This is a genomic window from Methylophilus sp. 3sh_L, from assembly GCF_046766015.1.
In the GTDB taxonomy this organism is placed as follows: Bacteria; Pseudomonadota; Gammaproteobacteria; order Burkholderiales; family Methylophilaceae; genus Methylophilus.
The window spans coordinates 453,005-465,938 of sequence record NZ_JBKOUF010000001.1 but is presented as its reverse complement, the minus strand read 5'-3'; the positions used below and the strand labels follow the sequence as shown (position 1 = coordinate 465,938).

13 protein-coding genes are annotated in these 12,934 nt (G+C 43.7%); 5 read left to right on the top strand and 8 right to left on the bottom strand.

Features of this window, described 5'->3' with window-relative positions; genetic code table 11:
* Positions 1 to 4 precede the first annotated feature (4 nt).
* Genes gspG through ACIDF8_RS02315 form a run of 5 tightly spaced genes read right to left on the bottom strand, consistent with a single transcriptional unit; the run spans position 5 to position 5,929 of the window.
* The gene (gene gspG, locus ACIDF8_RS02335) at positions 5 to 433 is read right to left on the bottom strand and encodes a type II secretion system major pseudopilin GspG (RefSeq protein WP_412009015.1); all 429 of its coding nucleotides are present in this window, start codon (positions 431 to 433) and stop codon (positions 5 to 7) included.
* 10 nt (positions 434 to 443) lie between these two features.
* Complete coding sequence (gspF, locus tag ACIDF8_RS02330; protein ID WP_412009014.1) at positions 444 to 1,649, bottom strand: type II secretion system inner membrane protein GspF; 1,206 nt, start codon at positions 1,647 to 1,649, stop codon at positions 444 to 446.
* A complete protein-coding gene (gene gspE / locus ACIDF8_RS02325) occupies positions 1,646 to 3,112 on the bottom strand; it encodes a type II secretion system ATPase GspE (protein ID WP_412009013.1) in 1,467 nt (488 codons plus the stop codon). Before gspE ends, gspF begins: the two co-directional genes overlap by 4 nt.
* Positions 3,109 to 5,304 carry a type II secretion system secretin GspD gene (gene gspD, locus ACIDF8_RS02320; RefSeq protein ID WP_412009012.1) on the bottom strand — a complete coding sequence of 732 codons (2,196 nt, stop codon included), beginning with the start codon at positions 5,302 to 5,304 and terminating at the stop codon, positions 3,109 to 3,111. Before gspD ends, gspE begins: the two co-directional genes overlap by 4 nt.
* A 22-nt stretch (positions 5,305 to 5,326) precedes the next feature.
* Positions 5,327 to 5,929 carry a type II secretion system protein N gene (locus ACIDF8_RS02315; RefSeq protein WP_412009011.1) on the bottom strand — a complete coding sequence of 201 codons (603 nt, stop codon included), beginning with the start codon at positions 5,927 to 5,929 and terminating at the stop codon, positions 5,327 to 5,329.
* A gap of 328 nt (positions 5,930 to 6,257) precedes the next feature.
* Between ACIDF8_RS02315 and ACIDF8_RS02310 the strand changes: the two genes are divergently transcribed.
* The gene (locus ACIDF8_RS02310; protein WP_412009010.1) at positions 6,258 to 6,569 is read left to right on the top strand and encodes a hypothetical protein; all 312 of its coding nucleotides are present in this window, start codon (positions 6,258 to 6,260) and stop codon (positions 6,567 to 6,569) included.
* 46 nt (positions 6,570 to 6,615) lie between these two features.
* Here the strand turns inward: ACIDF8_RS02310 and ACIDF8_RS02305 are convergent, their stop codons facing one another.
* Both ACIDF8_RS02305 and ACIDF8_RS02300 read right to left on the bottom strand, forming a co-directional pair.
* Entirely contained in the window at positions 6,616 to 7,029 is a 414-nt protein-coding gene (locus ACIDF8_RS02305) for an ester cyclase (RefSeq protein ID WP_412009009.1), read from the bottom strand.
* A gap of 87 nt (positions 7,030 to 7,116) precedes the next feature.
* Positions 7,117 to 7,449 carry a YegP family protein gene (locus ACIDF8_RS02300; RefSeq protein WP_412009008.1) on the bottom strand — a complete coding sequence of 111 codons (333 nt, stop codon included), beginning with the start codon at positions 7,447 to 7,449 and terminating at the stop codon, positions 7,117 to 7,119.
* A 190-nt stretch (positions 7,450 to 7,639) separates the two neighbouring features.
* On the opposite strand from ACIDF8_RS02300, the gene ACIDF8_RS02295 reads away from it, so the two are divergent.
* The 4 genes from ACIDF8_RS02295 (at position 7,640) to ACIDF8_RS02280 (ending at position 11,434) form a co-directional block, all read left to right on the top strand.
* Entirely contained in the window at positions 7,640 to 9,208 is a 1,569-nt protein-coding gene (locus ACIDF8_RS02295; RefSeq protein WP_412009007.1) for a recombinase family protein, read from the top strand.
* Positions 9,208 to 10,095, top strand: a complete 888-nt coding sequence (locus ACIDF8_RS02290; RefSeq protein WP_412009006.1) for a plasmid partitioning protein RepB C-terminal domain-containing protein — start codon at positions 9,208 to 9,210, stop codon at positions 10,093 to 10,095. The genes ACIDF8_RS02295 and ACIDF8_RS02290 overlap by 1 nt, the downstream gene beginning before the upstream one ends.
* Complete coding sequence (locus tag ACIDF8_RS02285; protein ID WP_412009005.1) at positions 10,092 to 10,976, top strand: plasmid partitioning protein RepB C-terminal domain-containing protein; 885 nt, start codon at positions 10,092 to 10,094, stop codon at positions 10,974 to 10,976. Before ACIDF8_RS02290 ends, ACIDF8_RS02285 begins: the two co-directional genes overlap by 4 nt.
* A gap of 128 nt (positions 10,977 to 11,104) precedes the next feature.
* On the top strand, positions 11,105 to 11,434 hold the full coding sequence (locus tag ACIDF8_RS02280; RefSeq protein ID WP_412009004.1) for a hypothetical protein: 330 nt from the start codon (positions 11,105 to 11,107) through the stop codon (positions 11,432 to 11,434).
* Between the two features lie 528 nt (positions 11,435 to 11,962).
* Here the strand turns inward: ACIDF8_RS02280 and ACIDF8_RS02275 are convergent.
* Complete coding sequence (locus ACIDF8_RS02275; protein ID WP_412009003.1) at positions 11,963 to 12,886, bottom strand: 3'-5' exonuclease; 924 nt, start codon at positions 12,884 to 12,886, stop codon at positions 11,963 to 11,965.
* Positions 12,887 to 12,934 lie beyond the last annotated feature (48 nt).

The window sequence follows — 12,934 nt, the reverse complement described above, 5'->3', positions numbered from 1 at the left end:
GAGATCACAGCTCCCAAGATCCGATATCTGCTTCCAGACCCTCACCACCAACAGTGCCATCGGCACCAAAGCTCATTACTTCTACCTCACCTCTGCGGCCAGGTACTACGTATTGGTAAGGATTGCCCCATGGATCCATTGGCAATTTATCCAGATACGATTTCCAGTTGATTGGTACTGGAGGTGTTGAAGGTTTGATGACTAAAGCACTCAAGTTCTGATCGTTAGTTGGATAACGGCGATTATCGAGTTTGTATAGTTTCAAGGCTTGCATAATGGCTGAGATATCCTGTCTTGCAGCTACAGCTCTTGCTTCATCCGGACGACCCATCACTTTGGGAACAACAAGTGCTGCTAATACCCCCAAGATGACGATAACAACCATCACTTCGATCAAAGTGAAACCGCGATTAGTACTTTTAATATTTGGCATGGAGATTCCTTTACTTCATGAGGGTGTTAATCTCAATAATGGGCTGCATCACTGCTATGACGATTAGCATCACAAACCCGCCCATGACCAGAAGTAAAACCGGTTCGAGCAAAGTTGTTAATGTGGAGGTTTTTGATTCAAGTTCAGCTTGTTGCAGTTGAGCAACTTTAGCGAGGAGCTCATCAGTCCGCCCTGTAGCTTCGCCATTAGCTATCATATGAATTAGCAATGGCGGGAATTGACGACTCCCTCCCAAAGCTTTAGATAATGGTTGCCCTTCACGGACTTTCAAAGATGCGGCAGTTACAGCTTCAGCCAGAGGTATTCGACTAATTACTTGAGCGCCAGCATCTAGAGCTGATAACAAGGGCACTCCACTACTAGACAGAATTGAGATGGTACTAGCAAACCTGGTGACATCTAGTGTACGCAGATGGCGCCCAATCACTGGCAAGGTCAGCAACCAATCATCCCAACGTCTTTTGAGATTCTGATCCTGAAGCGCAGTGCGTAATGCAAACACTGCTGTAATGATAATTAACAGCAGCAACCATCCCCAGCTGCGTAAAAAATCACTGACAAAAATTAGAGCTGTCGTTAATGGGGGCAATGCTTGTTTGCCTTGTTGGAACACCGTGACTACTTGTGGCACAACGTAAGTCATTAAACCTATGATGACCATTAAAGCCACACAGGCTACGATCATGGGGTATAGCAAGGCCTGCAAAGTACTACTACGAAGTGAATGGCTGCGTTCTAGATAGTCAGCCAGTTCGCTCATGATGCTGGCGAGTTTTCCTGACTTTTCGCCAGCAGCTACTGAAGCTCTATACAGAGTCGAGAAAGCAGATGGGTAACGATCCAAAGCAGCTCTGAAACTATAACCACTCAATATTTCAGAACGGACGCCCGCTAATAATTGTCGGCTGGTTTCATTTTCAGCTTGCTCTATTAGCGCGGCTAGAGATTGCTCAATTGTTAAACCAGAAGTGAGTAATGTGGCCAATTGACGAGTGAGTAGCGCAAGTTCGGTTTCCTTTATTTTACGAGACTTGCTTACTTTTCCAGAGTTTGCGTAATTGATCGAAAATACCTCAATTGGGAATAAGCCTCTATCGCGTAAAAGGGCTCTGGCTGCTTTGCTATTTTCAGCTTCTAGGACCCCCGTAGACTCATTATTTTTTGAATCAATTGCTCTATAGTAAAAAGCACTCATTCTCTCGTCACCCTCAATAGTTCTTCAATCGAGGTAACCCCCTCGGCAAGTAAACGATTCCCGTCTGTACGAAGACTGGAACTACCATTGCCTATCGCATACTCTCTAAGAGCCGATTCATCTGCTTTGTTGTGAATTAAACGTTGAAATGGTTCGTCAGCGACTATCAATTCATAAACACCTGTGCGACCTCCGTACCCTGATTGTGAGCACTCTGGACAGCCGGCGGCCTTCCAAAGTTTTTGAGGAATGGGATGAACTAATAGATCAGTATCAGCAGCGGTGACTTCATAAGGGACTTTGCATTTGGAACAAAGCTTTCTGACTAACCGTTGGGCTAGAACACCTCGCAATGTCGATGAAAGCAGGAAAGGTTCTATTCCCATGTCTACAAGGCGAGTAATTGCAGATGCTGCATCATTCGTATGTAAAGATGCCAATACCAAGTGGCCGGTTAAGCTGGCTTGAACTGCAATTTGTGCAGTTTCTAAATCCCGTATCTCGCCAATCATGATGACATCAGGGTCTTGTCTAAGTATTGCCCTCAATACCCGTGCAAAACTCAAGCTGATTTTGGTATTTACCTGAATCTGACCTATTCCTGGAAGGTCATATTCAACTGGGTCTTCAGCCGTAACGATATTTAAAGACAATGCATCCATGCCCTGTAATGCAGCATATAGTGTAGTGCTCTTGCCAGAGCCAGTTGGGCCTGTGACTAGCACTATGCCGTGCGGCTCTTCAAGAAGTTTAGTAAAACCATTCACCGTACTTTCAGCCATACCCAAACTGTCCAAGGTACGCTGACCGTTGCCCTTATCCAGTAAGCGTAAGACGATACGCTCGCCATGAGTGGTAGGCAATGTGGAAACCCTGACATCTACCTGGCGACCAGCCAATTTCAGTGCAATACGACCGTCTTGGGGTAATCGCTTTTCAGAAATATCAAGACTAGCCATGATTTTTATTCTGGATGCCATGACGGCATGCAATGCTCGATGAGGTTGAGCAACATCGACTAATACGCCATCACATCTAAAACGAACAACTGAATTTCGCTCGTACGGCTCAATATGCACATCACTTGCGCCTTGTCGCACTGCTTGTGTCAGAAGTGCATTGATCATACGAATGATGGGAGCATCATCTTGTGTGTCTAAAAGATCTTCAACAGCCGGCAATTCAGTAATTAATTGGCTAAGATCTATCTCTTGCCCAACGTCTGCCACGACTTCTGCTGCATTGGTGTCGTTATTGGAATAGGTTTCAGAGAGGTGTAATTCGAAAGTAGCTTTCGGCACAGTTTTGATTTGCATTGGAGTGCCAATGTTTCGACGCACTTCAGCTAATGCCGTCAAGTCTGCACCTTCACGGATAATTATTTTAGGTTGTTCTGTTTCCGAGGTTGAGATCAATATCCCTTGGGACTTGGCAAACCCGTAAGGTAGTGTCGCGTTTTTCATTTCACCTGGGTATGAGATATCGGACCATTAGCTTCCGGGACCGGTTGAGAATCCGGATAATAAGGAACAGTGGGTGCGGGCGTGCTTTTAGGTGGGAGTTGAGGAGTGCTGGGTTCTCCACGCATCAAATCATCAGCCTTTTCGATAGCTCTTTGCTGTCCAATCACGTACTCATAGCGATCAGCGGAAATGCTATTCAGACTGGCAGCATCTCTGAGAATTACTGGCCTCAAAAATACGATGAGATTAGTTTTCCCTCGCTTGCGAGTGCTGTAACGGAACAAGCTACCAACTCCCGGCAAATCACCTAAGAGTGGCACCTTTTGCATTCCTCCGTTGAAGGTGTCTTCTACCAGACCACCCAGTGCGATTACTGATCCATCATCGACAAGTACAGTTGATTCAATTGAGCGCTTAGTAGTGGATGGTCCGTTAACGGCAGTTACAGTTGAATCAATGACAGCAGATGCCTCTTGGTAAATCTGCAAACGAACCGTACCGCCTTCAGAGATTTGAGGTTTAACTCTTAGAGTTAGACCAACATCTTTCCGCTCAACGGTGGTAAAAGGTGATGTGGTGGTGTTGCCACCAGTGGTAGCGTATGAGCCTGTGACGAAAGGTAAGTTGCTACCAACCACAATCTTTGCTTCCTCGTTATCTAAAGTAATGAGGTTTGGAGTTGATAGGATATTAGCTTTGGAATCGGACTCCAAAAAGCGAGCTAACAAGTTCAGGTTTGCAATTTCTCTACCGGCGATACTTACAGTTCCGCCCCCTAGAATCAAATTCAGACCTGTGCCTGGAAGGGCAGAGGACGTACTCGAAGTCAAGCCTGAAGCCAAAGTAAGTAAGTTATTTCCACCTGTGTTGAAATTTGTACCTCCAATTAGGCTTGTAGATCCACTTTTTGCAGCTAACCACTGAATGCCGATCTCAGCTGCTTTCTCTGTGCTCACCTCTGTGATGAGAGCTTCAACATAAACCTGAGCTCGTCTTTTATCGAGCTGATCAATTACTTTGCGTATATTGTTATAGACCACCTCTGGAGCAGTGATAATTAGAGAGTTAGTGTTGGAGTCCGCTTGAATGAAGCTCTGACCACTAAAGCTGTTGTTGTTTGAGTTGTTGCCACTAAATGAAGTCGTGGTACTTGTAGTATTAGTAGCACTGCCTATCACACCACCAGTTCCTAACGCATTGCCTGCACCGACTGGTTGTGACATGCTAATTTGGTTGGAAGAGGTTTCTGCACCCATGACATTGTCATTCGACATCAAAGATCTTAATGTCTGTGCTAATTTAATGGCTTCAGCATTTTTCAAATACACTACGTGAATGTTGCCTGAGGCACCTGGTAAATCTAGATTCGTCACCAACTGCCGTACTGCATTTATTTTTGAAGCGTTATCTGAACGAACTAATAAGCTATTCGTTCTTGGATCTCCAATCACTGACACTCTTTGACTAGAGTCTCCAATGACTCCTGAAGTAACACCTGCTCCAACCCCACCAAAAGAAGCATCGCTTAGTAAGCGTGTCACCGTTTGTGCTAAGTCCAAAGCTGAAGCATGCTTTAGAGGGATGATGCGCATATTTCCTTGCGGCAGATCAATTGATTCAATGATTTGAGAAATACGCTCAATGTTGTCTGCATAGTCCGTGACGACAATTGAATTATTGCCTTGATACGCTGCGACAGTATTATTGGGAGAAACTAAGGGTCTGATGATTGGAAGCAGTTGCGTGGCGGACTCATTTTTCAAGTTGAAGATTTGTGTAAGTAATCTGTCTCCAGATCTACTTTTCCCCACTGGAACGGCATGTAACTTTGCATCAACTTCCGGGACGATTTTTGTGATGCCTTCACCTTCAATTGCTGCATAACCTTGTAAGCGTAAAGCCGATAAAAGAATTGAATAAGACATGTTGTGCGTTACTGGTTTGGTAGTAACGATGTTGAGTGTGCCTTTCACTCTTGGATCTACAATGAAGTTGCGACCTGATATTTGAGATATTGCCTGAATGACCACATTGATATCAGCATTAACAAAACTGAGGGAGACAGAATCGTCTAGGTTGGTTTTACTATCTAAAGCTCCGCATGAAATTGACGAATCAAGAGTGATTAACAAAACCAAGGTGGACAATAAATGCCTGATTTTGAATGACGTGGAGTGAACAGTGGTATTCATGATATGCAATCGCCCGTGTACTTCACGGTTGTGTGGGCAAGCCCGTTGGAAACAACTGACTTGGGCTTTGTAGTGGTTGGGTATTTACTAACGGCTGAGAGTTAGGTGGACCGTATACAGTCTTAGATTGAACCATTTGATTTGACTGGGTCGAGAGTACTTTTCGCTCTGCCAAGGGAATTGTTAAAGAGCCTCCATTCCTGGACACCTCAACTCTGTCCGGAAATACTTTCTCCAGTGCTATACCATTTACAGCCACCTGTCCTTCCACCAAAAAGAATTGAGCTCCTGCACTATCAGAAAGCACAGCCCAACCTGGTTGCTTGGCGCTTTTAGTTATTGCTGCTTGGAGCGTAAAACTCGAATCGACAGAAGGAGTGCCTATAAACTTTTCTGTAGTTCTTTTTCCAAATGGAAACCGACTAGTAATGGCCTCACTAGCTTTTACTGGATCAGTGATGATTGGGTTCGGTATAAGGGGCTTAGGATGATTTTGCAAACTCCAAAATAAATCAGAGCCTACCCACGCTGCTATACAGAGAGAAAATAAATTAACTAGAGCTAAGCCAAAATTGATTGGCTTAATCCAGCTAAATAGTGGATATACAACCCTACTAAAAACCATTGCTCTATCAACCCCACACCCAATCGCTTTTAAATATTTTTATCTCTATAAATTGAGTGACTCACTCAATTTACAAGCTTATTTTCGGCGAAGTATATCTAAGCAAATATTACAGAGATATCAAAAAAAAGCGATTTTGGTAAATTCCTACGATTGGAACTTGAGCTATAAATTGAAGGTGGTCCAGATGAGGTGTCGGCTTTAAAACGGCTGGTGATTAATCACTAGTGAGATTGAAAGACTGGATGATGCGCCATCTTTTGGACCTCCAGTCATTGACTCTTACGGAGGGCGCTCCCTTCACGAACAATCGCATGGTGAGTCATTTTTGGCACTGATGATGAATCGTTTCGGAGGTAAAGGACTGTACATTCTTGACGAGCCTGAAGCGGCGTTATCACCTCAACGACAATTAGCAGTGCTCTGTAGAATCCATGATTTGATTGATGATGATTCGCAGTTTCTTATTGCCACGCACTCACCGATTCTCATGGCGTATCCAGACGCTTGGATATACTCTTGCTCGCAAGCTGGACTCTCTCGTGTCGAATACAAAAAAACAGAGCACTACCAAATTACGCATGATTTTTTAGCCAATCCGGAAAGAATGCTTCAGCGGTTGTTTGAGCGCGATGGATAACGTTTAAACTCAGCGGCAGCCAAAGGTAGTCTGCTGGAATAATGGGTTAGGCGTCACTTCGATCGGAATCGGCCATGAGCTGAGCTTCGATTGCAGTCTTGTCGATGACCGACCACACCTGTACGATCTTCTGGTCATGAAATTTATAGAAGACGTTTTCGGTAAACGATACGTTTGCTCCGTTAATGTTGAGGTTAAGAAACTTCCCACGTGGCGTGCAGTTGAAGTGCAACCTGCTTGCTATATGAGGTGGTTCGGCAACCAATAACTCAATGTTGAAGTGCAAATCAGGGATGTCGGCGAAGTTTGCTTCCAGCATACTACGATAGCCCGCAAGCCCTATCTGGTTACCGTTATGCCTTACATCATTGTCAACGAAGCACGCCAGCATCGGCCAGTCTTGCTTATTGAGGCAAGCAATGTAGTCGCGGTAGATGCTTTGTAATTCAGCTTTTGTCATTAGCGTATCCTCTATCCTTCATGAGATATCTAAAACAAGCGCTATAAATTAAAAAAGCCTGTATTACAGGCTTTTTTTATAGTATTGCTAGGTATTGTCCTTGATTGTTGTTGTAGGTCCGTTGGTTTTAACAGACTCGATTCCATTATCACGGGCTGTGGTGCTAGAGTACATTTGACTAGTGCCAATCACTTGGCCATTCAAAGCTTTCAAATTAAAGTAGGGGCTATTATTTGAAGCCGTTTTCTTTTCATATCTCGCATCAATTGGACTATTAACCTGTACTGATGCAATTCCACTTTGAGCAGATGTTTTTGTGGTGTACTGCTCGCTGGTAAGAATCACCTCCCCATTACCCGCCTTTAACACAAAACCAAACTGTTCATTTTTATGCTTATTCAATTCGTACCACCCAGCCATGCTATCTCTCCTTAGAAGTAATTAGAAATCTATACATCGCAAAATCACTTTAGCATATTTAGGTTTTGTAGGACAAACTTACCACTTTTCATCTTTTATTGAGTCATAACCAATCTTCATCAAACCGTCATCTAAATATCATTAAACGATGGAAGCATAAGAGGCTCTTTTGCTGGTGTGTGGAGTAATGGTGTCTTACCAAAACAACATAAGCAGTATAGAAAAAAGTGCCGATGCTGACATACCAGTTGCGCAGTATGTACGCATGTCGACTGAGCATCAGCGCTACTCCACTGAAAATCAACAATTAGCCATTGCAGAATATGCCAAACGTCATGGCATGCGTATTGTGCGCACTTATGCTGATGCAGGCAAAAGCGGTCTACGAATTGACGGAAGACAGGAGCTGCAACAGCTTCTGGAAGATGTTCAAAAGTCCGATATTGAATACCGAGCCATTCTTGTTTATGACGTCAGCCGATGGGGACGTTTTCCAGACCCTGATGAAGCTGCCATGTATGAGCAGACATGCAAACGAAATGGCATTCAAGTCATCTATTGTGCTGAGCAGTTTAGTAACGATGGCTCTCTTCAGTCTACCATCATCAAAAACATCAAACGCAGTATGGCAGCGGAATACTCGCGGGAACTGTCAGTCAAGGTATTCGCCGGCCAAACCACACTAATTAAAAAGGGCTACCGCCAAGGTGGCTCCCCGGGATATGGTCTACGTCGGCAACTGATTGATGAAAATCACAACGTTAAAGGGATGCTTAAACGGGGTGAGCATAAAAGCATCCAAACAGATCGCATACTCCTTGTCCCCGGGCCACCTGAAGAAATTGAAACCGTCAATTTCATCTATCGCTTATTTCTGAAGGATGGCATGCCTGAGCGTGATATCGCCAACCTCCTCAATAATCAGAAAATTATTTCAGAAACGGGTCGACCATGGACCCGAGCAGTAGTCCACCAGATACTGACCAATGAAAAGTACATAGGCAATAACGTTTTCAATCGCATTTCATTCAAACTGAAAATGAGACTTGAGAAAAATGACCCATCCAAATGGGTGCGCAAAGATGGTGCTTTTGAAGCAATCGTTCCGATAGAAACCTTCAGGCAAGTTCAGGCTGTCATTGAGAAAAGATCCAAACACCTGGATGACAACCATATGCTTGATATCCTGAAAGGAATCTTGGCGCGTCATGGCGCGCTTTCCGCCATCATCATTGATGAAGAGGATGATGCTCCATCCAGCATGACATACCGGAATCGATTTGGCACTCTGTTACGAGCGTACAGCCTGATCGGATTTCATCCTCGGCGCGATTACGCTTACCTTGAAATCAATCGAACATTACGTAAACGGTACCCTGATCTTATTTCAGAAATAACATCTAACATCGAAAAGCGTGGCGGCTGGGTTACCTCAAATCCTGATAGCGGCCTGTTTACGGTCAATGGTGAACTCACGATCTCGCTCGTCATAGCGAGATGCAAGCTTGGCCAGAATGGCAGGAATCGATGGATCATCAGGCTAGATAGCAGCCTTAAACCTGACATGACAATTGTGGTGCGCATGGCTCCATGCAATACAACCATATTTGATTATTACATTTTGCCCCTTACGGATTTCTCTCCAGAAACTCTGCCCTTCAATGAATTCAATACTTTTATATTGGATGTTTACCGCGTCGATACACTGGAATTGTTTTATCAGTTAACCAGTCGTGAAGCGCTTCAGGAGGTCGCTTAATGACTAAAACCGCTATACAAATGATTCCAATTGACTCTATAAAAATTGCGAACCCAAGAGTCCGGAATGCCAGAATACATAAATCGATCACGGAAAACATCGATACGGTTGGCCTTAAACGACCAATCACGGTGAGGCGGCTGGGGGATCCTGCTGATGGCCGTTATGCATTGGTATGTGGTCAGGGAAGATTAGAGTCTTTTCAGATGTTAGGACAAACCATGGTCCCAGCCATCATCATTGATGTAGACAGCGAGACTGGCTACGTCATGAGCATCGTTGAAAACATCGCACGACGTACGCCAAGAGCAAGTGAAATGATGGATCAGATAACTAGCCTTAAAAATCGTGGGTACACTGATACTGAAATTGCCAAGAAGATTGGCTATACAGCCTCATGGGTCAACAACGTTACTCACCTGCTTGAAAAAGGGGAGCGTAGGTTATTAGCTGCTGCCGAAGCTGGTCATATCCCTTTAAATTTAGCCGTCGAGATTTCTAGAGTAAGTGATTCAGATGCCCAGTTACTGCTGCTAGAGTCTTATGAAAGAGGTGAGCTTAAAGGCAAGAAAATCAGTGCAGCCAGACGGATTCTGGAACAACGTATTCGAAGTGGCAAAAGAAAGCCAATTGGAGGCTTTGGACTTAATAAGCCAACTAAAAAACTTAGCACGGAAGAGCTAGCCCAACTCTACCAAGAAGACACTGAAAGACACAGGCTCATTCAAAAGAAATCTGAGCATGCAAAAAATACAATTTTGCTGGCTCAACAAATATTCAAAGAACTCTACAGTGATAAAGAATTTTGTGATTTGTTGATATCAGAGAATCTGAACAATGTACCCAAACCGTTAATTGATTTTGCTCGGAATGGAGGTTATCTGTGATCCAAGTATCCAAAAAGCAGGTGCATCTGGGCTTTGAAAATCACACGGTGAAGATTCCTGTCGACAGGCTGATTTACTCTCTACAATTACCGCCAACCATCAAGAACGGCACCAAATATCAGCAAATCAAGATATCAATCAAGGCGATTGGCTTGGTAGAGCCATTGGTTGTTATTCAGCACCCGGAACATCAAGATAAATTTCTGCTGTTAGATGGGCATCTGCGCGCTGAAGCAATGAAAGACCTGAATCTTCAGGAAGCGACCTGCCTGATTTCCAAAGATGATGAGGGCTATACATATAATAAGAGTGTTAATCGACTATCCTCTATTCAGGAGCATCGGATGATCGTCCAGGCTCAAGAAAATGGCGTTGATGCGAAAACATTGGCTGCGGCACTTGGCATTTCAGTTGACGCTATTCGACAACGGTTTAGATTGCTGGATGGGATTTGTGACGAGGTTGCAACCCTTCTGGCCGATAAACCCGTACCCAAAAGAGTATTTCCAGTACTCAAGTGTATGAAAGCTTTTCGACAGATAGATGTAGCGAACATTATGATTAATCTGAATAACTACTCATTAAAGTTCGCAACGGCAATGCTTCATGCAACGCCATCCGACCAGCTTGTAGAAAGCAAGAACCCGAAAGTTGCAAAAAACAGTAGCGCTCTTCAAAGCCTGCAACAATTGGAAAAAGAACTGGCCTTAGTCCAGGCAGACACAAAGCTGCTAGAAGAAAGCTACGGCCCAGACAATCTTCAACTGACCATTATCAAAACTCATATCAAGACAATTCTCAACAATGCGCGCGTCATTAACTGGCTATCCAAAAGCAATAAAGAGTATCTGGAGCAACTACAACTGATTGCTGAAATATAGTGAGCCACTTCTTCTAGGGAGACTTACATATGCAAGGCCCAACCAAAACTTAACAAATATTATCAAAAAAGAGCTAAGATCATATCCGGAGGAAATTCAACCAAAATAAATACAAGGGGGGGTGCAATTTGAACCAAAGAATTCTCTATGAAACATTGGAAAAAGCAGGATATAAAATACTGTCTTTTGAAGATTACCCCTCTAATCAAGGAAGCTGGCGGGTCAACTTTATGAATACCCATTATTCTTGTGAAGTATCGGCTAACAGATTTGATGGGTACATATCTGTGAGAGCAAAAAATGGAATTGATGAAACGAAATCCACAATTAATAGTTTGAAATTCTTAACTGATGAAGCTGAATTAGCCGCGGTCATTCGTTGGCTACGCTCGCTCACCAGCCCTTACAAAACAAATAACAATAAGGTTTCAAATAATGAATCGCTTTTATCTGCTTAAGCTCATAACATTGATTCAGACGTTCCTTCTTAGCTCCCTATGCTCAACTACATTTTCCATCGCTCACGCTAGAGATCCTGATTTACATATTCAGTGGCAACTCAGATGGAATGAGTCTGAGATACTCCCTGGTAAACCCCAAACAGAGTTTGTTGGAGATAGTTACACTACAAGTGAAACACTGAAGATGAATTGGGTAAAAAAAGATGGGGCTTACAACATATACAACGGGAAAGGATCTCTGGACGGAAAACGTAGGGTTTTAATACTAAAATTCCTCACTGAAAATCAGACCTATTTTTCACCATCTCAAATATTCACTTTTAAATTTCCATATGAGAATTGTAGTGAATGGAGTGATTGGGAAAAGCCAAGATACGTAGACAACCTAGAGGGCGGTATCGACTGGGCTCTATTAAACAAAAGGGAATTAACTTATACGTCTGCAGAAAACTCTCCCGTGTTTGAGATCAGATACCGTATAGGCTCGTGGAGCAAAATGTGTGATTACAGAGTAAAAAGTAAGACCTAGATATCTATGATCTCTACGACGCCGGCGCGCTCAGAAAACCGATTAAATGCATCGACTTTTTCTCTCTCTATTTTAGAGCTCCTGTTATTGTAGACCGCTGCCTTCAACCACTCGACCTCAGCTTCGAACGAAGGCTCCTGAATGAATGTATGCCAAACCTTGCGATCTGGGTTCCAGCGATACCCTCTAAGTTTGAGTAAATCTTTAGAGTCAAAAGGCGCATTCAGTGCAGAAACTTTATATTCCTTTTGCCTGGCGTTATCCAACATTTGTTTCATGGGTGAAATACCTGACTCCGTTGGGGCGCAGTGCAGCACCTCTAACAAGGCATGACAGTCAATTGAGGCTCTGTGGCCTTCGTAATGAAATCCTGAGCGATAGGCAAGAAACTCTAGTTTACTGCTACCTAGTCCTTCTGAATCCCAGTCAATCTGGGCAAATGTGCAAGCCCATGGCTTTGATTTGAAGATTGGCCAGCGAGACTCAACAAAACGCCGATCAAATCTGGAGTTGTGAGCGATGATGATTGAAGCCGGGGCAATGAAAGCTTCCACCTCCTCATCGTTGATAGATTTACCAGCGACCATGTCGTCAGTAATATGATGTACCTTTGTGGATTCTGGAGGAATGGGAAATCCTGGATCTTCTAACTCATTGTAAGTACCGTGCACATCCCCAATCATGCCGGTCTGCGGGCAATAGTCAAAAGCTACCATACCCAGTTCAATCACCTTGTCTTGAACATAGTCGGTTCCAGTCGTCTCGGTATCCAAAATAACAGCACGCAACATCTTTTCACTGGTTGGTGCAATGAGATAACTGGATCTGATTACTAAAGGACGTGTGAAGCGATAGCCTAATGACTTGAGGCTTTCTAAATGCGCTTCAAGGTGCTCTTCATTACTTTCTGTGTTTTTCACGTGGACATTCCATTGATGATTGATGGGTACTTTTATTTTTCAGAACAG